This window comes from Pseudomonadota bacterium (assembly GCA_038533575.1).
Lineage (GTDB): Bacteria > Pseudomonadota > Alphaproteobacteria > Rhodobacterales > Rhodobacteraceae > Shimia_B.
In genome coordinates this window covers 2,212,234-2,234,272 of sequence record JBCAYL010000001.1, presented here as the reverse complement: position 1 = coordinate 2,234,272, position 22,039 = coordinate 2,212,234, and the positions used below count along the sequence as shown (strand labels likewise).

Below are 22,039 nucleotides of genomic sequence, written 5' to 3'. Positions count from 1 at the left end.
TCAGTATAGGGCACAGATAGCGCGCGCGGGCGCGCCGCCACCTCCCTCCGCGCGGCGCGTGTCTTTGGATGCTGTGGCGGGGGATAGTGTGGCGGGGTCAGAACGGCTCAGCTGGGCTCTTGGCCCACGCGCTTGAGATAGGCGCCGTAGCTGTTCTTGTTAAGCGCCTCCGCCTGCGCAAGGAGCGCCTCGCGGCTGATCCAGCCATGCTGAAAGGCGATCTCTTCCAGGCAGCCCACTTGCTGCCCCTGCCGCTCGGAGAGCGTGCGCACGAAGTTGCCCGCGTCGAGGAGCGAGGCGTGGGTGCCGGTATCGAGCCAGGCATAGCCGCGCCCCATGCGCTGCACGTCGAGGGTCCCGTCGGCGAGGTAGTTTTCGAGAAGCGAGGTGATCTCGAGCTCGCCGCGCGCGGAGGGCTTCACCCGCGCGGCGCGGGCGGGGGCCGTCCCGTCGAGGAAGTAGAGCCCCGTCACCGCGTAGTTCGAGGGCGGCTGCGCGGGTTTCTCGATGATCCGGTCCACGTGGCCGCCGGGCGTGAACCCCACGACGCCGTATCTCTCCGGATCCGAGACGTGGTAGCCGAAGACGGTAGCGCCCTCGGTCCTCGCGTCGGCGGCGTCGAGGAGCTGGGGCAGGCCATGTCCGAAGAAGACGTTGTCGCCGAGGACCATGGCCGACGGCGCGCCATCGAGAAAATCCTCGGCCAGGAGGTAAGCCTGTGCCAGCCCGTCGGGTGACGGCTGCACGATCCATGTGAAGCGCACGCCCCATTGGCTGCCATCGCCGAGGGCGCGTTGAAACTGCTCCTGGTCATGGGGGGTGGTGATGACGGCGATTTCGCGGATACCCGCCAGCATCAGGACGCTGAGCGGGTAGTAGATCATGGGCTTGTCGTAGATCGGCAGGAGCTGCTTGGAGAGGCCGAGCGTGATGGGGTGCAGCCGCGTCCCGGATCCGCCCGCGAGAATGATGCCTTTGCGCGATGCCAAGCCGATGTTCCTTCTTAAATCTTTGGCCTGGAACGGCCGGTATTGGTTTGGTCTGCTGGACCGTGTGCTACCCTCTGACGCGAGCGCGCGGCGTGGCGAACGCAAGGTATGGCGCGCAACTGGACCGGAATCATGCCCCGCAAGGGGCCGGGGTGTGAAGAACGCCCCTTTGGGCGATCGGCGGCGCGGAGATCGCCCCCCTCGTCGGCGAGCCCTCGCGCGAGGTGGTTTGTCGAAGCGGGCCTCACCGGGAAGATCCTATGGCCTGGTCTGCGCCAAGCTCGCTTAGGATATCCGCGAGGCTCCGCCGCCAGTCCGGGCGCTTGATGCCGAACGCGGCGTCCGTCGCGCTGCAGTCGAGGCGGGAGTTGAGCGGGCGGGGCGCAGGAGTGGGGTAGTCGCGGCTCGGGATCTCCTTCACGTCACATGGCAGGCCCGACTGCGCGAAGATCTCTCGGGCGAAGGCGGCCCAGCTCACGTCCGGAGCGCCGGCGAAGTGATAGGTGCCCGATCGCGATGGCTCGCGGGAGAGCGCCTCGGCGATCTTGATGCAGGCCCCGGAGATTTCGGCCGCGCCGGTGGGTCCACCGACCTGGTCGGCGACCACGTTGAGCTCAGTGCGCTCCGCCCCGAGCCGCAGCATCGTCTTCACGAAATTCGCGCCGTGGGCGGAGACCACCCAGGACGTGCGCAGGATGGCATGGGAGCCGCCGGCGGCGCGCACGGCCTCCTCGCCCGCGTGCTTCGTGCGCCCGTAGGCGCCGAGCGGCGCGGCCTCGTCCCCGGGGCGCCAGGCGCGGGTGCCGGTGCCGGAAAACACGTAATCTGTGGAGATGTGTACGAACGGCACGCCGTGCCGGGCTGCCACGCGCGCCAGCACGCCCGGAGCGACGCTGTTCACCTGCGCGGCGAGGCTCTCTTCGGTTTCCGCGCGGTCCACGGCGGTGTAGGCGGCGGCGTTGATGATCGCGGTCGCGGCTCCGGCGGAGAGGCGCGCCTCGAGGGCCGCGCCTGCGACCTCGGGCTCGGACAGCTCGGCCTCCTCGCGGCCAAGGCAGATCGCCGTCGGCGCGTGTCGCGCGAGCTCCGTGGCGACCTGCCCGGTTTTACCGATTACGATCAACGTCATCTCAAAGCCTTTGCGGGGCATGTCTCCGGTCCGTCACGATGCTTACGCAGAAATTCCGTCCATGCCCAGCGCGCTCGACCGTGCGGCGCGGGAAGGGGCCGTTAACGCTTGCTCACCATAACCTCCGGCCAAGTATTCACGCGCTGCGCCACCGATGACGGGCGCGGCCCCCTGCGGAGCCCGCGATGTCTGACCTCTCCACGCCGATCCTGTCGCTGCCTTTCATCGCCGCTGCCCAGGCGCAAAAGCACGTCACCCACAATGAGGCGCTGGAGCGGCTCGATGTGCTGGTGCAGCTCGCCGTCGAGAGCTTCGGGGCCGAGACGCCGCCCGCGAGCCCCGGGGAGGGCGAGGTCTACGCGCTCGGCGCCAGCGCCACGGGCGTGTGGGCAGGGCAGGCCGCGGGGACGATCGCGGCCTTCAGCGGTGGTGCGTGGAGTTTCCACCTCCCGCGCGACGGTTGGATCGCGGGCGATGCAGGAACCGGCGAGATCCGGGTCTGGAGTGGCGGCGCCTGGGGCCTCCTCTCAACTCCGGAGAGCGTTCCGTTCCTCGGCATCAACGCCAGCGCGGACACGACGAACCGGCTTAGCGTCAACGCGCCCGCTACGCTGTTCAACAATGCCGGCGCCGGACACCAGCTCAAGCTCAACAAGGCCGCAAGCGGCGACACCGCTAGCCTCCTTTTCCAGAGCGGGTTCACGGGCCATGCAGAGATGGGCCTCGCGGGAACGACCGATTTCTCCGTGAAGGTCAGCGCCGATGGCGGCACGTGGTTCACCGCGCTCTCGGCGCAAGGCAGCAATGGCAGCGTCAGCGTCTCGCGACTGGGCGTGGGCACTTCGAGCCCCACGGCGGACCTGCATGTCACCGGGCCCGCCCGCGTGGGCAGCTACGCCGTCGCCGGGCTTCCAAGCGCCTCGGCCACCGGCGCAGGCGCAATGGTTTTTGTCTCCGACGAGGCGGGCGGGGCGGTGATGGCCTTTTCCGATGGCAGTGACTGGCGGCGCATGACCGACCGGGCCATCGTCTCCTAGGAGGCCCGCCCGAGCCGCTCGCCCACGCCCCGCCGGGCCTGGAGCGGGCGCCACCAGCCTTCATTGTCGAGATACCAGCGGACCGTGCGCCGGAGCCCTTCCTCCAAGGTCACCGATGGTCGCCAGCCGAGCTCCTCCCGGATGCGGGCAGGATCGATGGCGTAGCGCGCGTCGTGTCCGGGGCGGTCAGCGACGAAGGTGATCTGCTCCGCGTAGGATCCTTTGGCCTTGGGGGCCATCTCGTCGAGGAGGGTGCAAATCGTCTCCACGAGCGCGAGATTGCTGCGTTCGTTCTCGCCGCCGATATTGTAGCTCCGCCCCACCGCGCCTTCTTTCAGCACGAGGAGAAGTGCCTCCGCATGGTCTTCGACGTAGAGCCAGTCGCGCACGTTGGAGCCATCGCCGTAGATCGGCAGAGGTTTTCCAGCGAGCGCGTTCAGTATCACGACTGGAATAAGCTTCTCGGGGAAGTGGAAGGGGCCGTAGTTGTTGGAGCAGTTCGTCATCACCACGGGCAACCCGTAGGTCTCGTGCCAGGCGCGCACGAGATGGTCGCTCGCAGCCTTCGACGCGGCGTAGGGCGAGCGCGGGTCGTAGGGGGTGGTCTCGGTGAACTTGACCGCGGGATCGTTGGGGAGCGAGCCGAAGACCTCGTCGGTGGAAATATGATGGAAGCGGAAGCCTGCGGGCTTGCCTTGCGCGATCCAGTGCTTTCGAGCCGCCTCAAGCATGTTGAAGGTGCCGGTGATGTTGGTGTCGATGAAATCGGCCGGCCCGTCGATGGAGCGGTCCACGTGGGATTCGGCGGCGAGGTGCATCACGGCGTCGGGCGTATGGGCGGCGAAGGTCGCGTCGAGAGCGGCGCGGTCCCGGATGTCGGCCTTCACGAAGTTATAGCCCGGCGTGTCCGCCACGACGGCCACGTTCTCGAGGCAGGCCGCGTAGGTGAGCGCGTCGAGATTGACGATCTCGTGGCCCGCTGCGATGGCCCGCCGCACGACGGCAGACCCGATGAAACCGGCCCCGCCTGTCACGAGGATCTTCATGGCGCATCTCCGTAGATGAACGGGCTCTCGAAGGCGTCAAAGGGCGGCGCGGCGGCGTCCTTTTCGCTCAGCACCGGCGCGGCGGCCTCGCCCCATTTAATGCCGCAGCTCGCCCAGTGCACGGCGCCGTCGGCCTTGGGCGCGTAGTAGTCCGAACACTTGTAGATGATCTCGGTGTCCGGCGCTCGCGTGATGAACCCGTGGAGAAATCCGTCGGGAATGAGCAGTTGCCGCCCGTTTTCCGCGCTGAGCTCGACGCCCACCCAATGACCGTACCGGGGCGAGCCACGGCGGGCATCGACGGCCACGTCGAAGAGCACGCCGCGCCCGCAGCGCACGAGCTTGGCCTGCGCATGGGGCGGGGACTGGAAATGCAGGCCCCTGACCGTGCCAGCGTCGCGGGACAGCGAATGGTTGTCCTGTACGAAATCGATCGTGATGCCCTGCTCCGCCAGCGTCCGCCTGTTCCAGCTTTCCGAGAAGTATCCCCGGGCATCCCCGAAGCGCCGCGGCTCGAGAAGCAACACTCCGGGCAGCGCCGTTTCCGTGATCTGCATGGCGGGGTCTCTCCCAAGGGCCTGCGCGAGGCATAGCAAAGCACCAAATCGAACGCCACCGGAGGCCGTGCGGCAGTGCGGCCGTCGCCAAGACAAGGAGCGGTCTAGGAGCGGGCGTAGACATCCTCGTAGCGGGTGATGTCGTCCTCGCCGAGATAGGCACCGGTCTGCACCTCGATAAGCACCATTGGGACCTTGCCGGGGTTTTCCATGCGGTGGACGGCCCCGAGCGGCACGTAAACGGATTGGTTCTCGCTCACGAGCGTGACCTGCCCGTCGACGGTGACTTTCGCGGTCCCCTCCACCACGATCCAATGCTCGGAGCGGTGGTGATGGCTCTGCAGCGACAGCGCGCCGCCGGGATGAACGTGGATGCGTTTGACCTGAAAGCGTTTGCCGATCACGAGGCTTTCGAACCAGCCCCAGGGTCGGTGATCCTTCGGGAAGGTGTCGGCCTGGCGCACGCCTTTTTGCCGGAGGCGCGATACGACATCCTTCACCTCCTGTCCACGGGCCTTGTCGGCGACGAGGACCGCGTCGCCCATGGCGACGGCCACGATCCCCTCGAGCCCCAGCCCCACGAGCTCGAGATCCGCGCTCTCTGAGCGCAGGAGCGTGTCCTTGCAGCCCAGCGCCGTGGCCGCGCCCGAGGTGACGACCCCGTCCGCGTCGGGATGTCCTTCGCGCCAGACCGCGTCCCACCCGCCGAGATCGGACCAGCCGCCGTCGAAGGGCACGACCGATAGGTTTCTCGCAGCCTCCATGACGGCGTAGTCGAGCGAAATCTTGTCCACCCGCGCCCAGGGGTCGGGTGCGAGCCGTAGGAAGCCGAGATCCGTCTCGGCCTGCTCGAGGGCGGCGGTGACCGGGCCCACGAGCGCAGGGGCACTGGCTTCGAAGCCGGCGAGGATGTCGCGCGCGCGAAAGAGAAAGATGCCGCTGTTCCACAGGTGGACGCCCCCGTCGATCATCTCCTGCGCGGTCGCAGGGTCGGGCTTTTCCACGAAGGCCTTGAGCGGCACGGCATCGCGCCCCGTGAGCGGCGCGTCGAGCTCGAGATAGCCGTAGCCCGTCTCCGGACGGGTCGGCGAGATGCCGAAGGTGACGAGCTGGCCCCCATGGGCCGCTTTCAGGCCCTCCTGAACAGCCGCGTGGAAAGCTACCGCATCGGGGATGGCGTGGTCCGACGGAGCCACGAGCAGGACAGCGTCGGGGTCGTGGCGCGAGGCGTGGAGCGCGGCGGCCAGAACAGCAGGCGCTGTGTCCCGCCCCTCGGGTTCGATCAGCACCGCGCCAGGATCGATGCCCGCCGCCTGAAGCTGCTCGGTGACAATGAAGCGGAAATCCGAGGCGGTGACGACGACGGGCGCTGCGAAGTCCGGCCCGCTCAGCCGCAAGGCCGATTGCTGAAAGAGCGTCTGATCGCCGGCAAGGGCCGCGAATTGCTTGGGATAGCTCTTGCGCGACAGGGGCCAGAGCCGCGTGCCGGATCCGCCGCAAAGAAGAATCGGGACGATTTTTGTCATGGGCCTTCTCCTGCAAGATCCGCCGCGATCTGCACCATGGGCCGAGTTAATGCACAAGGCCACCGGGTGGGTGAAAGCTGCGCGTCGATACCGGCGCGGGGTGTGCCAAGGAAGGGCATGGGTTGCGCGCCGCTCAGAAACCGCCTCCCGCGTGCCAGCGATGCGCATCCCGGAGCATGGTGGCCATGTCCGAGCGTTTGGGCTCCCAGCCGAGCTCGGTTTTCGCGCGGGTGGAGCCGCAGACGAGGCGCACGGCGTCCCCGGCCCGCCTGGGGCCTTCCTCGATGGGGACATCCCGGTTCGTGACCGCGCGGGCGGCAGCCACGACCTCGCGCACGGAAAAGCCCGTGCCCGTGCCGAGGCAGTAGACCCGGCTCTCCCCGCCATCGAGGAGCCGCCGGAGCCCGGCCACGTGGGCGTCGGCCAGATCGCTGACATGGACATAGTCGCGGATCGGGGTGCCGTCGGGGGTGTCGTAATCCGTGCCGTGAAGCGTCAGCGCCGCCCGCTTGCCCTCGATCGCCTCGAGCATGAGCGGCACGAGATGGGTCTCGTGCTCGTGGGCCTCGCCGACTTCGGCCTCCGGGTCCGCGCCCGCCACGTTGAAGTACCTGAAGATCGTGTGACGCAGGTCCGAGATCTCGGCGAAATCCGCGAGCATCTGTTCGATGGCGAGCTTTGAGCCGCCATAAGCATTGATCGGGCGCTGGGGCGTGTCCTCGTCCAGCACGATCCCGTCATGGTCGCCATAGGTCGCGCAGGTGGATGAGAAGACAAAGCTCCGGACGCCGGCGGCCACCGTGGCCTCTATGAGGTTAAGCGCGCCCAGCACGTTCTCGCGCCAGTATCGCGCTGGGTCGGAGATCGCTTCCCCCACGAGCGAGAGCGCCGCGAAATGTAGCACCGCCACCGGGCGGTGGGCCGCGAAGGCCGCGTCGATCGAGGCGCGGTCGCGCAGGTCACCCTCCACCAGCGGGCCGAATTTCACGGCCGCCGCATGGCCGGTGGAAAGATTGTCGAAGACCACCGGCAAGAACCCCGCCCCGCGCAGGGCCTTGCAGGCATGGGCCCCGATATAGCCCGCCCCGCCTGTCACCAGCACGCTCGGGATGTCTGACGGCATGGCATGTCCTCCCTTTGTCCCCGGCGGGGTGGCATCCGCGCGGGCACAGCACAAGCCTTTTGCGCCCTTCTTTGAGCGGTCCGGCGCGGAGCGTGATCCCCCGGCCAGGCCCAAGGGGCCATTCCCAGCGGCGCGTGCGCGGGCTATCGAAGAGCCAATGACCCTGCGCAGGAAAGCACCGCATGCCCCAGGACGACAGGCTCCCGACCAGATGACGGACCCGCTCGCGCTGCTTGACCGGTTCGACCTGCCGCCCGTCGCCGTGCTGGGCGCCTCCGGTCGGCTCGGCTCCATGCTCCGCGCGTGCTGGCCGCCGGGGCCGGTGCTATGGCTGACGCGCCGCCCGCTGCGGGCGCGGGAGGGGCAGCTGATCGCTAAGTACGATCCCCTCGGCGACCCTGATCACCTGAGCAACGTCCTGTACAACTCGGGGGCGCAGGCCGTGCTTTCGCTGGCGGGAGCGGTCTCGAGCGAGGCCGAAGACCTCGCCGCCCACGCCGCCCTTGCGGAGGTGCTGCTTGATGCGACCGACCTGCCCGTGTTGCTCGCCTCCTCCGCCGCCGTCTACGGCGCGCCGTCGGATGACACGCCGCTGCGGGACGACGCGCCGCTGCCCACAGGACAGGCGGTGAGCGCCTATGGCGAGGCGAAGCGCGCCATGGAGGCCTGTGCCGCGGGCCATTCGCACGCCACCGTGCTCAGGATCGGCAATGTCGCGGGCTTTGACGCCGCGCTGGGCGGCTGGCGGGAGGGCTTCCAGCTCGACCGCTTCGCGGATGGGAGCGGGCCGCGGCGGAGCTATGTCGGCCCCGGGCAGCTCGCACTCATCCTCGCGGCGCTCCTCAGCCGGGCCGTGGAGGGCCCGGATTCGCTGCCGCAAGCCCTCAACGTGGCCGCGCCCGGGACGGTGGATATGGGCGCGCTCCTCGATGCCGCCGGGCGCCCTTATACGCATGTCGCGGCGCCCCCGACGGCCATCCCCAAGGTGGAGCTCGACGTCAGCACGCTGCAGGGTCTCTTGCCGCGCGACGTGGCCGATGCGCTCACGCCCGCGACCGCCGCTGGGCTCGTCGCCGAATGGCGCGCGGTGACGCAAATCTAGGCGCTTTGCACGCCGCACCACGGGAGCCTTTGCTGAAATCTCGGCGGGCGCAGACGCGTTAACCAATTGCAAACCATCTGCTGTCACCCCGGTCAGGATCACGGCGGCGGGTCGTGGTGAAGCCTCGAGATGGGGCCGCCCTGCGGCAGGTCTCGCGCCATCGGCCCGCCAAATAATGAAGGTGGCCGGAGCCTGATGCTGACACTCGTCCAATCTCTCTCGCGACGTCAGAAGCGCTGGGTGCTGCTTCTCGCGGATTGCGTCGTCATGCTCTGCGCGCTGGGCCTCGCCACGGCGCTCGCTGGGCCGGTGCACGGCGCGGCATTTCTCGGCGTTGCAGCGGTCATGGCGGTGATGTCCGTGGGGGCTTCCCAAGCTTTGGGCCTCGCCCCCATCCGCCTCAAGGACTTCGCTGGCGCGGCGGTGCTGCGCTACATCCTTCACTCCGCGCTTTTGAGCGCCGCGCTCGTGCCGCTGGCCTTGGGCGCGGGGCTCGAGCTCGGGGCATCGGGGCTCGCCGTCTTTGGCTTCGGGCTCCTGTCCGGGGGTCTCACGCTCAGGTTTGGGATGCGGGAGCTCCTCGAGGAGCTCTACCGCCGTGCCTTGCTCGCGCGGCGGGTCGTCATCTACGGCGCCGGTGCCACGGGAGCGGAGCTCGCCGCGGCGCTCCGCGGCCATGCCGCGCTGCGCCCCGTTGCCTTCGTCGATGACAATGTCTCGATCCATGGGCTGAGCATCGCAGGGCTCGATGTGATCCCGCCCACGCAGCTGTCGGCCTTCGCGCGGGAGCGGGCGGTGGACGGTGTCCTGCTCGCGCTCCCTTCGCTTGCGATGCCGAAGCAGATGCAGATCGCGCGGCGTATGCAGGATTTGGGGCTCGAAGTGAGCCTGCTCCCGGCCTTCAGTCAGCTCCTCGGAGGGGGGCCGCTGCTTGAGCGCCTCGCGCCGGTGCTGCGCGTCGATCTCTTTGGACGCGATTCGGGCGACGGCGCACTCGGGGCTGGCTCGCAATGCTACCGGGGGCGCACCATCCTGATCTCGGGCGCGGGCGGGTCCATCGGGTCCGAACTCTGCCGGCAGGTGCTCGCGTGCGCGCCCGCCCGCATCATCCTCTTCGAACTCAGCGAAGGCGCGCTCTATGCGATCGACATGGAGCTGCGGCAGCTTCGAGGCAGCGCGGCGGTGGAGATCGTGCCGGTCCTCGGGTCCGTGGCCGATCCGGCCCTCGTGCGTGAGGTCCTCGCCGCCCACACGGTGGATGTCGTGCTCCACGCAGCGGCCTACAAGCACGTGCCGCTGGTGGAGGCGAACCCGGTCGCCGGGATTGCCAACAACGTGCTGGGCACACAGGTGCTCGCGCGCGAGGCGCTGCAGGCCGGGATCTCGCGTTTCATCCTCATCTCGACCGACAAGGCCGTGCGGCCGGTCAATGTCATGGGCGCCTCCAAGCGCTTCGGCGAGATGCTGGTGCAGGACCTGGCGGGCCGCGTGCCGCGCGGCTCCGGCCCGCGCTTTTCCATCGTGCGGCTGGGCAACGTGCTTGGCTCGTCAGGCTCGGTCATCCCGCTCTTCCAGGATCAGGTCCGCCGCGGCGGGCCCGTCACGGTCACGCACCCGGAGGTCACGCGCTATTTCATGACCGTCAGGGAGGCCGTGCAGCTCGTGCTTCATGCCGGGGCGGTGGCCGAGGGCGGGGAGGTCCATGTCCTCGACATGGGACGCCCCATGCGCATCCTCGACCTGGCCCGGCAGACGATCGAGGCCAGCGGCCATACCATCCGCGACGCGGCGCGGCCCGACGGGGACATCGCCATCGAGATCGTGGGGCTGCGACCGGGCGACAAGCTCCATGAAGAGCTCACCTCGGCGGCCGCGCTCACGCCCACGGGCCATGGCAAGATCCTGCGCGCGCACGAGGCCTTTCCCTCCGAGGTCGAGATCGCGCGCGCCTTGCGCGCCATTCGGGAGGCCGTGGCTCAGCGCGCCGCGTCAGCGGCCAGCGATGCCCTCGCGCGAGTCGTCAGCGTGCCCTCCGGGGCGGGCCAGGATGCAGCCGCGAGCCCGGAACCCGCAATAGAACAACTGGGCGAGCGCACCGCATGATGCAGGCCGCTCGCGGGCGCTAACCCGCCTCTATCCGGGCGCGGAGGTCGGCGACCCTCTCCGCAAGGAGTGCGGCGTCGCCACGGGTTTCGACGTTGAGCCGCAGGAGCGGCTCGGTGTTCGATCTGCGCAGGTTGAAGCGCCAGTCGGCATAGGACACTGAGAGGCCGTCGAGCTTGTCGATCTCGGCCTCTAGCGTCTGCTCGGCCTCGATGGCGTCCATGAGCGCCCCGGCATCGGGCACGCGGAAATTCAACTCGCCCGACGACGGGAATGCGGCGCGCATCTCGTCCACCAGCGACTTCAGCGGCTGCCCGGTCCGCGACATCCACGCGACCACGAGCAGCCACGGGATCATCCCGCTGTCGCAATACATGAAGTCGCGGAAGTAGTGGTGCGCCGACATCTCCCCGCCATAGGCCCCGTCCACCTCCCGCATCTTTGCCTTGATGAGCGCATGGCCCGTGCGGGAGACGACCGCCTCGCCCCCGGCCTTGGTCACGCGCGCCTGTGTGTTCCACTGGACGCGGGGATCGTGGACGATCCGCGCGCCGGGCGTGACGGCAAGCGTGGCGAGCGCGAGCAGACCCACGACGTACTCGCCGGCCACGAAGCTGCCGGTGGCGTCGAAGAAAAAGCAGCGGTCGAAATCACCGTCCCACGCGATGCCCAGATCCGCGCCCTCGGCGCGCACGATATCGGCGGTGGCGGCGTGGTTCTGGGGCAGGAGCGGGTTCGGGATGCCATGGGGAAAGGTCGCATCGGGCGGATGATGCACGCGCGTGACCTTCAGCTTTGCGCCGGTGGCCTCGAGCGCGGTCATGATGGCGTCGAAGGTAGGCCCCGCCGCGCCGTTTCCGGCGTTCGCGACGATGTGGAGCGGCTTGAGCTGCGCGGTATCGACGAAGCCGAGGACCCGCGCGACATAGGCCGCGCGGGGATCGGCGGCGCTAATCGCGCCCGGCTGCGCGGCGTCCGTGAACCCGCCCCCGGTGACGCGCCGCCCGATGGCAGCGAAGACCGCGTCACTGAGCGGCGCAGCGCCGGGGCCCACGAGCTTCATGCCGTTGTAGTCGATGGGATTGTGGGAGGCCGTGACCATGATCCCGAGATCGGCGCCGAGATGATCGGTGGCGAAGTAGACCTCTTCCGTGCCGCAGAGGCCGATATCCGAGACCGCCGCACCGGCGGCAGAGAGCCCGCGCGCGAGCGCGGCCTTGAGCGCGGGGGAGGTCTCCCGCGCGTCGCCGCCCACCGCCACGTGCCGCGCGCCCGTCTCGGCGACCGCGGCGCGACCCAGGGCCTCGGCAAAATCCGTGTCGATCTCGATCCCGATGCGGCCGCGGATGTCGTAGGCCTTGAAGGCAGGGGGCAGGTCTGTGGTCACGAGAATGGCCCCTTCAATCGCGTTTGCCGAACCAGGCCGGCGTGAAGCGCCGCGCCGTTTGCCAGATGAGCGCCAGGTCATAGCAGAAGGACGCGTGGCGCTGGTAGATGAGGTCGAGCCGCGCCTTGGCCGGCACGCAGGTCCGGCGGTAGATCGCGTCGGTCTCCTCGCGGGTCCGGGCGCGGGCGAGGAGGCGCTCCTCGTGGGCCGCGTAGGTGAGCGAGGCGAGCCCCGTGATTCCCGGCTTCGAGCGTAGCACGCGGGCATAAAGCGTGGGGAAGGCCTCCACGTATTGCCGAAGCGGCGGGCGGGGGCCCACGAAGGAAATGTCGCCCCTGAGCACGTTCCAGAGCTGTGGGATCTCATCGGCCCTGTAGCGGCGCATCGTGGCGCCTTGCGCCGTGATCCGCGCGGCCTTGTCGCCGCCGGAGACGCCGCTGTCGCCTGCCGCTTCGATCATCGTGCGGAATTTCCAGAGCGTGAAGCCCTCCCCCGGGGCCTTCATCCGCTCCGCGCCATAGAGGAACGGCCGACCCTGGCCCAAGGCGAGCCACACGAGCATCCCGAGCACGGGCAGTGCAAGGATCGCTCCGAGAACGAGCGCGAGCACCACATCGAAACTACGCTTTGCCATAGGGCAGGTGTGGCGCGTCCGGCGCGCCTTGTCAGGCCAAAAGTGACGGCGGCACTAAGCCTCTGCCGCGGCCTTTTTGTCCGTGCTCTCGGCCTCGGCCTCCTCCGGCTTTTGCACCATGCCGAGCCGCCCCACGGCCTCGTAGGCCGTGAAGCCCGCGCGGCGAGCATCCTTTGCCGAGTAGATGTTGCGTAGGTCTGCCATGCGGGGCGTGGCCATCTTCCGCGCCAGCCGCTTGAGATCGAGGGCGCGGAACTCGTTCCACTCGGTGAGGATGACGAGGAGGTCGGATTTCGCGGCGGCCTTGTAGGGATCATCGTCCCAGCGGACGCCTGGCAGCATCGCGTGGCCTTCCCGGTAGCCCTGCGGATCCACGACGCGGACCTTCGCGCCGCCGCCCACGAGGGCGGGTACGATGGTCAGCGCGGGCGCCTCGCGCATGTCGTCGGTGTTGGGCTTGAACGTCACGCCGAGCACGGTGATGGTCTTGCCGTTGAAGGAGCCGTCGCAGAGATCGCGCAGCTTCTCGACCATGCGCTGCTTCACCGCGTCATTGACGGCCATGACTGTCTCGGTGATCCGCATGGGCGTGGCGAAGTCCTGCCCGATCCGTGCGAGGGCGGCGGTGTCCTTGGGGAAGCAGGAGCCGCCATAGCCCGGCCCGGCATGGAGGAACTTGTTCCCGATGCGGCCGTCGAGGCCCATGCCCTTGGCCACTTCCTTGATGTCGCCGCCCGCGCGCTCGCACAGCGCCGCGATCTCGTTGATGAAAGTGATCTTGGTGGCGAGGAAGGCGTTGGCGGCGTACTTGATCATCTCCGCACTCTCGAGATCGGTGGTGATGATCGGGAAATCGCGGAGAAAGAGCGGGCGGTAGATCTCTTCCATGACCTTGGCGGCCTCCTCGGACTGCACGCCGACAACGACCCGGTCCGGCCGCATGAAATCGTCGATCGCCGCGCCCTCGCGCAGGAATTCCGGGTTCGAGGCGACGTCGAAGGGCACGTCGGAGCCCGCCGCGGCGAGGGCCTTGGCCACCACCTGCTTCACCTGCCGGTTGGTGCCCACGGGCACGGTCGATTTCGTCACGATCACGGCGTAGCCGGTGAGCGCGCGGGCCACCTCCTCGGCTGCCGACATCACGTAGGTGAGGTCTGCGTGGCCGTCACCGCGCCGCGTGGGCGTGCCCACGGCGATGAAGACGGCATCGGCGCCCGCCACAGCGGCGGCGAGATCGGTCGTGAAGGAGAGCCGCCCCGCCTCCACGTTCTTTTCCATCAGCTGATCGAGGCCCGGCTCGTAGATCGGCACTTCGCCGCGCGTGAGCATGGCGATCTTGGCCTCGGCCTTGTCCACGCAGACGACGTCGTGCCCGAAATCCGAGAAACAGACCCCGGATACGAGACCCACATAGCCCGTGCCGATCATGGCGATCTTCATCGCGCGCTTCCTTTCACTGCCATTTGGCGTCCGCTTTTAGGGGCAAATCGAAGGCCGCGAAAGGAAAGATGCGCTGCAATTGCATGCACTGGCGGGCCATGGCCGCCTCAGGCGCGGATGCGTGTGCCGGTGAAGCGCCCGAGCGGGAAGAGATGGGGGGAGGCGGGCACGGGCCCGGCCTCCGGGAAGGCCAGGACGACCGTCGTGTGCAGGCCCAGCGTGTCGACGATGAGTTCCACCTGCTCGGGTGCGAAATAGTGCGACAGACGCGCAGCAGGCTCCTCCTTGCAGATCACTTCCACCTCGCCGAGATCAAGCTCCGGCCCGATGTCATAAAGATGCGCGAAGGCCACGGGCTGGCTCTCGAAGGTGCCGGCGAAAAGCATGATCTCCACGGGGACGCGCGGCATCAGATGCAGCGCCCGCCATCGACCTCTAGGGCGACGCCGGTGATCATGGAGGCCTCGTCCGAGCAGAGAAAAGCCGCTGCCGCGCCCATGTCCTCGGGCCGCGAGAAACGGCCCAGCGGGATCGTCGAGAGAAATTTTTCGCGCGTCTCGGGCGTGTCGCCCCCCATGAAGGAGGCCAAAAGCGGCGTTTCGCCCGCCACGGGATTGAGCGCGTTCACGCGGATCCCGTGGGGCGCGAGCTCTATGGCCATGGCCTTGGTGGCCGTGATCATCCAGCCCTTGGAGGCGTTGTACCAGTTGAGACTCGGGCGAGGGGAGACACCCGCCGTGGACGCGACGTTGAGGATCACGCCCGCCTTGCGCGCCTTCATGGCGGGCACGAGTGCGCGGGCGAAGAGGTAGACGCTCTTGGCGTTGACGGCGAGGACGCGGTCGAAATCCGCCTCGCTCACATCCTCCATGGCGGTGGGCATATGGGTGATGCCGGCATTGTTGACGAGAATGTCGGCGGCAGACAAATCCGCACAAAGCGCCGCGACCGATGCCCCGTCCGAGACATCCACTTCCGCCGCTGCGCCGCCGAGCGCTGCCGCGACGGCCTGAGCGCCCTCGAGGTTGATGTCGGCCACGACGACATGCGCGCCCTCGGCGGCAAACTTGCGCGCGATGCCAGCGCCGAAGCCCGAGGCACCACCCGTGACAATGGCTGTCTTTCCCTGAAGTCTCATGGTTCGACCCTCGCCCGCCAGGACCCGAATGAAAAGGGCCAAGGGAAGGACCACGGGCAGGACGGTGCTGCCACCGACCGTGCCGCGGGCGTTGGTCTCTCGCGGGGGGCCTCTATATGTGCGCAAAGCTCCTGAGAACGCCGAAGACGTGGTGGGTCTGAGGATGCAGGAGAGGAGAGCGCCGTGGCAGATCGAAAGGACAGACAGGGCGCTTTGGGGCCCGTGGGCCGCTGGTCGATCGTGATCCTCGCGGGCCTCGTGCTCTATTTCGCGGCGGAATATGCGGCAGACGCCGCGGGCTGGGAGGAAACCGCCGGGCGCACCGTCGCCATCGGGGCCATGGTCGGCCTCGTCGTGGGCGGGTTGGCCGGGCGCTTCGGCCTCATCGGCGGCGATGATGACGGCGACGACGGTGACGGCAGCGCCGGCGGGGGCGGAAGCAGAGGCCCCTGATGCCGAGCCCGGTCCGTCTTCCCGCGCTTGCGCAGCGGCGGAGACAGCGCTTAACAGATCAATGTCGGGTCTCGGGATATGGCTCGGCCTGACCCATCTGCGGAGCGCGCCCTTGATCCTCGTTGCCACATTCATCCTCCCTGCGGTCATCGCGATCCTCGTGGGCCTGCGCGGATTTCGAGATCGCCCGCGCACGGCGGGAGAATTCGCCATGGGCGCGGTCTGGGCGTTTCTCTTTGGGCTGGCGGCGGTGCTTGGCTGGCACGTGGTCTGGCTCGGCGCGGCCTCCATCGCGGCGGGGGCGGGCAGCGGTCTCGCTGGCGGCGTGGCCTTCAACACGGCCGTCTCCGCGATCATCTGGTTTCCCTGCCTGATGATCTCCTACACCTTCAACGCCCAGCGCGGCCTCCTCGATGACCGTTGAGGATGCGACGCTCTATTCCGTCGCGCTGATCCTGCCGGGGGTGGTGCTCGCTGTGGCGGCGTGGGTTATCCCCACCTGGCTGGGCCGTCGTCTCCCCGAGAGCATGCTGGCACTGGGCGCAAACCTCGCGGTCTCGGCGCTTGCGCTTTGGGTGCTGTCGGCCTTGGCCTTCGCGGGGAGCTATGCGCTGCAGGGTGTGCCGGCGGCGGCCCTCGTTGACGGAGCGTTGCACTTCGCGGGGCTCGGGCGGCTCGCGGGGCTTCTCTGGGGACCGGTCCTCCTCCTCGCGCTCGCCGTGCAGCCGCAGACCTGGCGCCCGGAACTCTAGGCCGGAGGCGCTGCGGGCGCCCCGCGACGCGCGATGTCCGAGCTGCCTTGGCCCCCCGCCGCGCGCGCGTTAGGGTCGCGCCGTAGCGCCCCTGCCGGGCGGCCGGGTCTGGAGGGAGTTGGAATGGTCATCATCCGTTTGTTCGTCATCCTGATGGTGATCTCGACGGTCCTTTATATCGCGATCTCCATCTACAGCCGCTCCGTGCGCCGCGAGAAGCTCAAGGAGCAGTGGCGCGTGGAAGGGCTCCAGGGAAGCCGCGACGCCTGGCTCAGGCTCGAGCTCGACAAATACGACCGGTCGCTCCGGCGGCGGCTTATCCTCCTCGTCTACGGCTTGCCCCTGGCCTTCCTCGCCTTCATCAGCATCATGCTCTACGCGCAAAACTACATGTGAGGAGCGCTTCATGTATTACGTTCGCTGGACGATCCGCATCGTCTTTTTCCTGATCGTGGGCGCCTTCCTGCACTACACGCTGCCCGACCGCGACATCGTGCGCGTGAACGGCACCGAGATCCTGCGGCAGGATTTCACGGGTTGGAACCGGATCTTCTACGCGCAGGCCGATAGCGGGAACGACAACGCCGTCCTGAACCGCGACCTGCGTCTCATCAACACGCAGCGCGCCAACGGGCGTTCCTATGTCTACCGCAACGAGGATACGGGCTTTGGCTGGCCGCCCTATTTCAAGCTCGACAGTTCGAACCTGCAATCGGATGCCCAGGCCGCAGCGCGGGCGGATGCAGAGCAGTGGTATGTCGTGCGCCATTACGGCTGGCGGAACGAGTTCCTGACGATCTACCCCAACGCGATCTCCATTCGGCCGATCGCGGGCCCGGACGTGCGGCTGATCCCGTATTTTAATATCGCCGTGGTCGTCTTTCTCTTCGCGCTCTACTGGGCGATCTCGGTCCGGCTCCGGCGGTTCTGGGACCGGCGGATCGGCCCGATCTTCGACGGCGAGTAGCGCGCGCGTTTCGGGCGAAGGGCCCGCCCGCCTCCCCCTCACGCTGGCGCGCTCGGCCTTCGGTTGCCTCGCTGCGCTCGGGGGCGCGCTGCCGAGAGATCCGTGCTCTGGTCGCCATGGGATCGCCTCCGGCGGAGGTACGGGGCACAAAGAAGACGGGGCCGCGCGCCGGATCGCGGGGCGGTATGGGCTTCTCGTTGATCGTGGGGCGGGGAAGGGATCTGCCTCCGGTTTTCAGCCTTCGCCGTAGGGGACCCAGATCGTTTTGACCTCGGTCGCGTGCTCCAGCGCCTCGCGGATGTCGCGGGCATCCCAGGCGCGGTTCGTCTCAGAAATCCAGGTGCGTTTGAGATTGCCGGCGGAGGCGGCTTCGATGCCCTGGGCGAGGCCCCGCGGCGCGAAGGACCAGAGCGCGTCGAGCGCGAGGTGTTCGGCCAGCGTCTTCGACAGCGCTTCGGGTTCCCCGGTGAGAATGTTGAGCGCGCCTGCCGGGAGGTCGGAGGTCTCGAGGACCTGCACGAACTCCAGCGCCGCCAGCGGGTAGGGGTGCGACGCGAGGGCCACGACGCTGTTGCCCATGGCAAGGGCAGCGGCGGCGGGGGCCACGAGGCCGAGCAGCGGCAGCGCATCCGGAGCGATGAGGCCCACGCTTCCCACGGCCTCGCGCATGGCGAGCGCCACGCCGCGCAGGGGCACGGGCTTTGCTGCGCCGTCGAGCTTGTCAGCCCAGGCGGCGGCGGTGAAGAGCGCCTGCACGCTGGCCTCGACCTCGGCCGCGCCGCCGCGCTTGCCGGTCGGGGCATCGATCAGGCGGGAAAGATCCTCGGCGCGGGCGGCAAGGTTCTCGGCCATGAAGAAGAGCACCTGCGCGCGCCCGTGGCCGGTGGTCTTCCTCCAGGGGCTTGCGGCGGCGACTTCCACCGCGTTGCGGATGTCCTTGCGATTGGCCTCCGGCGCCTGGCCGAGGAGCGCGCCGCGGGGGCCGTAGACCGCGCGGGAATAGCCGCCGTCGGGGCGCGCCTGCTTGCCGCCGATATAGAGCTTTGGTGTGCGGTCGATGCCCGCGCCGGGCGCGCCATCGCCCGCATGGGGCGTGATGGTCTTGGCGGCCTTCCCCGCTGCCTTGGGCTTCGTGTAGGCCAAAAGGCCCTCCCAGCCGCCCTCGCGGCCAAAGCCGCTTTCGCGCACGCCACCGAAGCCCGCGGCCGCGTCGAAGAGATTGGTCGCGTTGACCCAGACGACGCCCGCGGCGAGCTTGGGCGCGACGTCGAGGGCGAGGTTCACATTCTCTGTCCAGAGCGTGGCGGCGAGGCCGTAGCGCGTGTTGTTGGCGATCTGCACCGCCTCGGCGGGCGTGCGGAAGGTCGTGCCCACGAGGACGGGACCGAAGATCTCTTCCTGCATGAGCGGCGAGGCGGTGGAGAGGCCCGTGATCAGCGTCGGCGGATAATAGCAGCCCTCCGCCGGGAGCGGCCCCGGGGCGTGGTAGGTCTCTCCTTCAACATTGGCGTCCACGAGGCTCTTGATCGTCTGGAGCTGCACCGGGTCCACGACAGCGCCGATATCGATGCTCTTGTCGAGCGGGTCGCCGATGCGCAGCGTGCCCATCCGGGCGCGGAGCTTGGTGTAGAAGGGCTCCGCGATGCCTTCCTGCACGAGGAGGCGGGAGCCCGCGCAGCAGACCTGGCCCTGATTGAACCAGATCGCGTCCACGAGGCCCTCGATGGCGCTGTCGATATCTGCGTCGTCGAAGACGATGTAGGGGCTCTTGCCGCCCAGCTCGAGCGTGAGCGGGATGGCGCGCCCGGCAGTGGCCTTTCGGATCGCGCGGCCCACGGCGGTGGAGCCGGTGAATGCGATCTTGTCGAAATCGCGGGCGGTGAGTTTTTCGCCCACCGCGCCATCGCCGGTGAGGATGTTGACCACGCCCTTCGGCACGCCGGCCTGGCGGCAGATATCGGCGAAAAGGAGCGCGGTGAGCGAGGTGTATTCGGCGGGCTTCAGCACCACGGTGTTGCCCATGGCGAGCGCAGGCGCGACCTTCCAGGCGAGCATCAGGAGCGGGAAATTCCACGGGATGATCTGGCCGCAGACGCCGAGCGGCGCGCGATCCGGCAGCTCCGCGTCCATGAGCTGCGCCATGCCCGCGTGATAGTAGAAATGCCGCGCGACGAGCGGGATATCGATGTCCCGGCTCTCGCGGATGGGCTTGCCGTTGTCGAGTGTTTCGAGGACGGCGAAGAGCCGCGCGTTCTTCTGCACGAGCCGCGCCAGAGCGTAGAGCACGCGCGCACGGGCATGGGCGTCCTTGGCCCAGGCGCCTTGCGCGCGTTTGGCGGCCGTGTGGGCGGCGGCGATGTCGTCTTCCGTGGCCTGGCTCAGCGTGGCGAGCACGGAGCCATTGGCGGGGTTTTTCGTTTCGAAGTCGTCGGTGGGCGGGGTGAACGCGCCGTCGATGAACTGCCCGAAGCGGGAGCCCTGATCCACCAGCCAGGCCAGCGCTTCGGAGGCGCTTTCCGGGGCGGGGCCGTAATCCATGGTGTCGAAGATCTCTTTGATGGTCATGGGGACGTCTTTCCGAACAGCATGAGCGCGAGGGTCACGGAGAACGCGGTGCCGAGAAGCGCGTGGCCGAGGCGGCGCGCGGCTGGCCCGCGAGGGGGATGTGGCCGCACCACGCGGATCGGGTCGACAAGCGTCCAGATCCAGAGCGCGGCAATGAGGACAAGGATCGTCCCCGGCCCGAGCGTCGCCGCGATGAGGAAGGCCACGAGGATGAAGATCTGCTCCACACCACTATCCTATCGGATGCCGGTGGCCCGCGGAATAGGCGCCGGTGACGTGGTGCTCGATCTGGCGTTCGATATCGCCGAGGAGGGAGGAGGCCCCGAAGCGGAAGAGATCGGGCGCGAGCCAGCGGTCGCCCAGCTCCTCCTTGATCAGTGCGAGGTAGACCAGCGCGTCCTTGGCCTTCGAGATGCCGCCGGCGGGCTTGTAGCCCACCCGGAAGCCCGTGCGCTCATGGTAGTCGCGGATGGCGCGGATCATCACAAGCGAGACCGGGAGCGTGGCGTTCACGCTTTCCTTGCCGGTGGAGGTCTTGATGAAATCGGCCCCTGCCATCATGCAGACCATGGAGGCATGGGCGACGTTGCGGAGCGTCATCAGCTCGCCCGTGGCGAGGATCGCCTTCATGTGCGCGTCGCCGCAGGCCTCGCGCATGGCGCGGGTCTCGTCGTAGAGCGCTTGCCAGTTCCGCTGGAGGACGTGGCGACGGGAGATGACGATGTCGATCTCCTCGGCACCGGCCTTCACGCTTTCCTCGATTTCCTGAAGCCTGAGATGGAGCGGGGAGAGCCCCGCCGGGAAGCCGGTGGAGACGGCGGCCACCGGGATGCCGGAGCCCTGCAGCGCCGCGACCGCCGCGGGCACCATGTCATGATAGACGCAGACCGCGCCGGTCTTGAGATCGGGCAGGCCGATTGCGTCGAGGAGGTCCGGGCGCATGGGCCGCCGGGCCTTGGCGCAGAGCCGGCGCACGCGGCCCTCGGTGTCGTCGCCCGACAGCGTGGTGAGATCTATCATCGTCACGGCCTTGGCGAGCCAGGCTGCCTGGTGCGCCTTCTTGACGGTGCGCCGTCCGGGCAGCGTCGCCGCGCGGCGTTCGATGGCGGAGGTATTGGCCTGGATTCCGAGCGCCCAGTCGAGGTCGAGCGGCTGGCCGGGGTTCCGCGGCTCGGCGTGGTCGAGGGCGGTGGGCAGATGGGTGGGCGTGAGCGTTTCCATGCCTCCTGGAAACCATGAGCCACGCGTGCAGGCAAGGACAACCCGCCCCGGTCTTGATCCGGGGCCTCCACGTCACTTGCGCGCGTCGAGGTCCCGGGGCAGGCCCGGGACGTGTTTTTCTTGTGGAGCAAGCGGCGCCTCGCTACGGACGCGGCAACACCACGGAGACACGCCAATGACCTTCGACCGCGCGCTGAAGATCGCCCCGTCCATCCTCGCTGCTGATTTCGCGGCTTTCGGGGCCGAGATCGAGGCCGTGGAGGCGCAGGGGGCGGATTGGATCCACGTGGACGTGATGGACGGGCACTTTGTGCCCAACATCTCTTTCGGAGCCGCGACCTGCGCGGCGATCCGGCCTCACATCAAGACGGTCATGGATGTTCACCTGATGATCGCGCCCGTCGATCCTTATATCGCGGCCTTCGCCGAGGCGGGCGCGGATATTCTCACCGCCCATGTGGAGGCGGGGCCGCACATTCACCGGACGCTGCAGGCCATCCGTGGGGCGGGAATGCGGCCCGGCGTGGCACTCAATCCGGGGACCCCGATCGAGGCGGTGACGCCGCTCCTCGACATGGTGGATCTTGTCTGCGTGATGAGCGTGAACCCGGGCTTTGGCGGACAAAGCTTCATCGAGAGCGCCGTGCCGCGGGTGGCCGCGCTGCGCGCCGCGATCGGGGACCGGCCGGTGCATATCGAGGTCGACGGCGGCGTGGGCCCCGTGACGGCGCCGCGTCTGGCGGCTGCGGGGGCGGACGTGCTCGTGGCCGGATCGGCGGTCTTCAAGGACGGCTCGCCCAGCGATCCGGCGCCCTATGGCGCAAATATCGAGGCAATCCGCGCCGCCTGCGCATCCGTTCGCGGCTGAGC

General features: G+C 68.5%; 23 protein-coding genes. 9 read left to right on the top strand and 14 right to left on the bottom strand.

Annotation, left to right across the window (positions count from 1 at the left end; all coding sequences use genetic code 11):
• Positions 1 to 107: 107 nt before the first annotated feature.
• Together rfbA and rfbD are read right to left on the bottom strand one after the other, a co-directional pair.
• Positions 108 to 989, bottom strand: coding sequence for a glucose-1-phosphate thymidylyltransferase RfbA (rfbA, locus tag AAFM92_11330; protein MEL7300965.1), 882 nt, complete (start codon positions 987 to 989; stop codon positions 108 to 110).
• 244 nt (positions 990 to 1,233) lie between these two features.
• Complete coding sequence (gene rfbD, locus AAFM92_11325) at positions 1,234 to 2,118, bottom strand: dTDP-4-dehydrorhamnose reductase (protein ID MEL7300964.1); 885 nt, start codon at positions 2,116 to 2,118, stop codon at positions 1,234 to 1,236.
• 185 nt (positions 2,119 to 2,303) lie between these two features.
• Here rfbD and AAFM92_11320 point away from each other — a divergent pair, with 185 nt between their 5' ends.
• Positions 2,304 to 3,155 (top strand): DUF2793 domain-containing protein, encoded by an 852-nt coding sequence (locus tag AAFM92_11320; protein ID MEL7300963.1) that lies wholly within the window; start codon positions 2,304 to 2,306, stop codon positions 3,153 to 3,155.
• Here AAFM92_11320 and rfbB read toward each other — a convergent pair.
• The 4 genes from rfbB to galE form a co-directional block, all read right to left on the bottom strand.
• Positions 3,152 to 4,201: a dTDP-glucose 4,6-dehydratase gene (gene rfbB / locus AAFM92_11315; protein ID MEL7300962.1), complete on the bottom strand. Its 1,050-nt coding sequence runs from the start codon at positions 4,199 to 4,201 to the stop codon at positions 3,152 to 3,154. The two genes, AAFM92_11320 and rfbB, sit on opposite strands and share 4 nt — an antisense overlap.
• On the bottom strand, positions 4,198 to 4,758 hold the full coding sequence (gene rfbC / locus AAFM92_11310; protein ID MEL7300961.1) for a dTDP-4-dehydrorhamnose 3,5-epimerase: 561 nt from the start codon (positions 4,756 to 4,758) through the stop codon (positions 4,198 to 4,200). The genes rfbB and rfbC overlap by 4 nt, the downstream gene beginning before the upstream one ends.
• Positions 4,759 to 4,862: 104 nt before the next feature.
• Positions 4,863 to 6,284, bottom strand: a complete 1,422-nt coding sequence (locus AAFM92_11305; protein MEL7300960.1) for a mannose-1-phosphate guanylyltransferase/mannose-6-phosphate isomerase — start codon at positions 6,282 to 6,284, stop codon at positions 4,863 to 4,865.
• Between the two features lie 133 nt (positions 6,285 to 6,417).
• Complete coding sequence (gene galE / locus AAFM92_11300; GenBank protein ID MEL7300959.1) at positions 6,418 to 7,407, bottom strand: UDP-glucose 4-epimerase GalE; 990 nt, start codon at positions 7,405 to 7,407, stop codon at positions 6,418 to 6,420.
• 211 nt (positions 7,408 to 7,618) lie between these two features.
• Between galE and AAFM92_11295 the strand changes: the two genes are divergently transcribed.
• Together AAFM92_11295 and AAFM92_11290 are read left to right on the top strand one after the other, a co-directional pair.
• Complete coding sequence (locus AAFM92_11295; GenBank protein ID MEL7300958.1) at positions 7,619 to 8,509, top strand: NAD-dependent epimerase/dehydratase family protein; 891 nt, start codon at positions 7,619 to 7,621, stop codon at positions 8,507 to 8,509.
• A gap of 195 nt (positions 8,510 to 8,704) precedes the next feature.
• Entirely contained in the window at positions 8,705 to 10,612 is a 1,908-nt protein-coding gene (locus tag AAFM92_11290; GenBank protein MEL7300957.1) for a nucleoside-diphosphate sugar epimerase/dehydratase, read from the top strand.
• 19 nt (positions 10,613 to 10,631) lie between these two features.
• Here the strand turns inward: AAFM92_11290 and AAFM92_11285 are convergent, their stop codons facing one another.
• The 5 genes from AAFM92_11285 to AAFM92_11265 form a co-directional block, all read right to left on the bottom strand.
• On the bottom strand, positions 10,632 to 11,999 hold the full coding sequence (locus AAFM92_11285; GenBank protein MEL7300956.1) for a phosphomannomutase: 1,368 nt from the start codon (positions 11,997 to 11,999) through the stop codon (positions 10,632 to 10,634).
• Positions 12,000 to 12,012: 13 nt separating this feature from the next.
• Positions 12,013 to 12,633, bottom strand: a complete 621-nt coding sequence (locus AAFM92_11280; GenBank protein ID MEL7300955.1) for a sugar transferase — start codon at positions 12,631 to 12,633, stop codon at positions 12,013 to 12,015.
• Between the two features lie 54 nt (positions 12,634 to 12,687).
• The gene (locus AAFM92_11275) at positions 12,688 to 14,073 is read right to left on the bottom strand and encodes a UDP-glucose/GDP-mannose dehydrogenase family protein (GenBank protein ID MEL7300954.1); all 1,386 of its coding nucleotides are present in this window, start codon (positions 14,071 to 14,073) and stop codon (positions 12,688 to 12,690) included.
• Between the two features lie 107 nt (positions 14,074 to 14,180).
• Positions 14,181 to 14,483 carry a hypothetical protein gene (locus AAFM92_11270; GenBank protein ID MEL7300953.1) on the bottom strand — a complete coding sequence of 101 codons (303 nt, stop codon included), beginning with the start codon at positions 14,481 to 14,483 and terminating at the stop codon, positions 14,181 to 14,183.
• Positions 14,483 to 15,211 carry a glucose 1-dehydrogenase gene (locus AAFM92_11265; GenBank protein ID MEL7300952.1) on the bottom strand — a complete coding sequence of 243 codons (729 nt, stop codon included), beginning with the start codon at positions 15,209 to 15,211 and terminating at the stop codon, positions 14,483 to 14,485. Before AAFM92_11265 ends, AAFM92_11270 begins: the two co-directional genes overlap by 1 nt.
• 183 nt (positions 15,212 to 15,394) lie before the next feature.
• Between AAFM92_11265 and AAFM92_11260 the strand changes: the two genes are divergently transcribed.
• The 5 genes from AAFM92_11260 (at position 15,395) to AAFM92_11240 (ending at position 17,383) form a co-directional block, all read left to right on the top strand.
• On the top strand, positions 15,395 to 15,664 hold the full coding sequence (locus AAFM92_11260) for a hypothetical protein (protein MEL7300951.1): 270 nt from the start codon (positions 15,395 to 15,397) through the stop codon (positions 15,662 to 15,664).
• A gap of 112 nt (positions 15,665 to 15,776) precedes the next feature.
• Complete coding sequence (locus AAFM92_11255; protein MEL7300950.1) at positions 15,777 to 16,088, top strand: hypothetical protein; 312 nt, start codon at positions 15,777 to 15,779, stop codon at positions 16,086 to 16,088.
• Entirely contained in the window at positions 16,078 to 16,416 is a 339-nt protein-coding gene (locus AAFM92_11250) for a hypothetical protein (GenBank protein MEL7300949.1), read from the top strand. Before AAFM92_11255 ends, AAFM92_11250 begins: the two co-directional genes overlap by 11 nt.
• A gap of 123 nt (positions 16,417 to 16,539) precedes the next feature.
• The gene (locus AAFM92_11245; protein MEL7300948.1) at positions 16,540 to 16,812 is read left to right on the top strand and encodes a hypothetical protein; all 273 of its coding nucleotides are present in this window, start codon (positions 16,540 to 16,542) and stop codon (positions 16,810 to 16,812) included.
• 10 nt (positions 16,813 to 16,822) lie between these two features.
• Positions 16,823 to 17,383, top strand: a complete 561-nt coding sequence (locus AAFM92_11240; GenBank protein MEL7300947.1) for a DUF1523 family protein — start codon at positions 16,823 to 16,825, stop codon at positions 17,381 to 17,383.
• Between the two features lie 234 nt (positions 17,384 to 17,617).
• Here the strand turns inward: AAFM92_11240 and AAFM92_11235 are convergent, their stop codons facing one another.
• Genes AAFM92_11235 through deoC form a run of 3 tightly spaced genes read right to left on the bottom strand, consistent with a single transcriptional unit; the run spans position 17,618 to position 21,169 of the window.
• Entirely contained in the window at positions 17,618 to 19,948 is a 2,331-nt protein-coding gene (locus AAFM92_11235; GenBank protein MEL7300946.1) for an aldehyde dehydrogenase family protein, read from the bottom strand.
• Positions 19,945 to 20,175 carry a hypothetical protein gene (locus AAFM92_11230; protein MEL7300945.1) on the bottom strand — a complete coding sequence of 77 codons (231 nt, stop codon included), beginning with the start codon at positions 20,173 to 20,175 and terminating at the stop codon, positions 19,945 to 19,947. Before AAFM92_11230 ends, AAFM92_11235 begins: the two co-directional genes overlap by 4 nt.
• 4 nt (positions 20,176 to 20,179) lie before the next feature.
• A complete protein-coding gene (gene deoC, locus AAFM92_11225; GenBank protein ID MEL7300944.1) occupies positions 20,180 to 21,169 on the bottom strand; it encodes a deoxyribose-phosphate aldolase in 990 nt (329 codons plus the stop codon).
• A 175-nt stretch (positions 21,170 to 21,344) separates the two neighbouring features.
• Here deoC and rpe point away from each other — a divergent pair, with 175 nt between their 5' ends.
• A complete protein-coding gene (rpe, locus tag AAFM92_11220) occupies positions 21,345 to 22,037 on the top strand; it encodes a ribulose-phosphate 3-epimerase (protein ID MEL7300943.1) in 693 nt (230 codons plus the stop codon).
• Positions 22,038 to 22,039: the final 2 nt, after the last annotated feature.